Raw genomic sequence first — 1,796 nt, forward strand, 5'->3', positions numbered from 1 at the left:
CAAGCCCAAAGTCAAGCCCAAAGTGTAATATAACTTATGAAACACTTACTCCCTTTCTTGTCGTTGTTTCCTTTTTGAACTAGATTTAACTTAATTCGTTTAGGAGAATGAACTTTGGAATTTGACGAGCAATCGACGACTGCAGGTGAAGCAATACGTATACTTTGTCTTGATGATGAAACGAACGTGATCCGTTCGCTCAATCGATTATTTCGTCAAAATGGAATACACGCAGAGCTCTGCAATGATCCACAACAAGCCTTGTCACTTGTGCGAGCATCCTCTTTTGAGGTTGTTATTAGTGATATGCGGATGCCCGAAATGGATGGTGCTACTTTCTTACACGAGGTGAAGAGTATTTGCCCAGATACACAAAGGATATTACTTACCGGATATTCTGATCTCTCATCAACAATTAAAGCGATTAACGAAAGTGGGATCCATGCATACATTCAAAAGCCTTGGGATAACGATATACTCGTACATACGGTAAGAGAGTGTTCAGAGAAATACAGATTAAAAAGATTAAATAAGAAGCTTAATAAAGAGATAGTACAAAAAAATGAGCAACTAACAGAACTAAATGAAAACCTGGAAGGATTAGTACAAAAACGGACAGCGCAGATCCGTAAAGTATTAAGTCAATTAGAGCAAGCTAACCAAAAAGAACGTAAAGAACATCGAGCGACCGTAGAGTTGCTATATAATTTTCTGAATGCGAATCCTTTTATTGATGGGAAAAAAGCAAAAAATATAGCCAAGTTATGTAGAATCATAGCCAAGAAGTTAGCGCTCTCAAATGAAGTAGCTGAAACGGCCATGATGTCGGGATATTTAGCTGAAGTTGGCTTACTTGCTATGGATCCTGAAATTTATAAATCACCAATAAGAAAGCTAAGCGAAGCACAAAAGAAAATCTATTATACACACCCTTCCATTGCACAGCTTATGTTGATGCCGGCGCAGCACTTATCTGATGTAGCTGAAGCGATTTATCATCAGTTTGAAAAGTTCAATGGCCAAGGTATCCCTAAAGGGCTTAAAGGTAAAGAAATTCCTTTGGGCTCACAAATACTTGCAGTCGCTAGAGATTATTATGACAATTTATATAGCACGAATGGTTCTGATAACGAGAGAGCTGATTTAGCACTAGACCTTATTCGAACCTATAGGGGAAGCTTTTATTCCCCTGAAATTGTTGATATTTTGGAGCAAGCAGTAAATAACAACGAGTTAGGCCAAGATCAAGTCGGCTCGGTTGATATCTTGACCACCGAAAAGCTCAAACCTGGCTTGACATTGGGCTTAGCACTTCACAGCAATCAAGGAATTTTATTATTACCAAAAGGGCACACCTTTACCGATAAGTCTATTGAAAAACTTAAGCAGCTTGAAGCGCAGCGTCCAATACCTTTTCGAATTATGATTAAGCGATAATTATATGCTTACTGGTGAGAGCTTTATTAAATACTTGTTTACTGACAGTGTTTAGATGATAGCCAATATAGCTTTCTCGGATGTTAACACGAATGAACTGCTAAACTATATCAATGAGTCTTAATACTTGGTCAATTTGTAGGAGCAAACCTGACGCTTACAGCTTTAAAGGTTTCTAATTTAGAACAACTAAATAGCAATAATTTCGCCTTGCTTACATTGATGTGAGTACCTAGGAAATAGCAGCCTGCGATAGCGGTGTTGTCGACAAGATTTTCTCGCCTCAAAATAGATCACTTAATTTTAAGCTAATTGGTATTATATTGGCTCCTTTCAGCATGAGGGAACACATCATACAT

The 1,796-nt window shown here is 37.9% G+C and carries 1 protein-coding gene; it reads left to right on the plus strand.

Features of this window, described 5'->3' with window-relative positions; all coding sequences use genetic code 11:
• The first annotated feature begins 114 nt into the window (after positions 1–114).
• Positions 115–1,437: an HD domain-containing phosphohydrolase gene (locus L1D50_RS22905; RefSeq protein WP_128727069.1), complete on the plus strand. Its 1,323-nt coding sequence runs from the start codon at positions 115–117 to the stop codon at positions 1,435–1,437.
• Positions 1,438–1,796: the final 359 nt, after the last annotated feature.

Origin of the sequence: Pseudoalteromonas sp. Isolate6 (genome assembly GCF_022398435.1) — a bacterium.
Classification (GTDB): Bacteria; Pseudomonadota; Gammaproteobacteria; order Enterobacterales; family Alteromonadaceae; genus Pseudoalteromonas; species Pseudoalteromonas galatheae.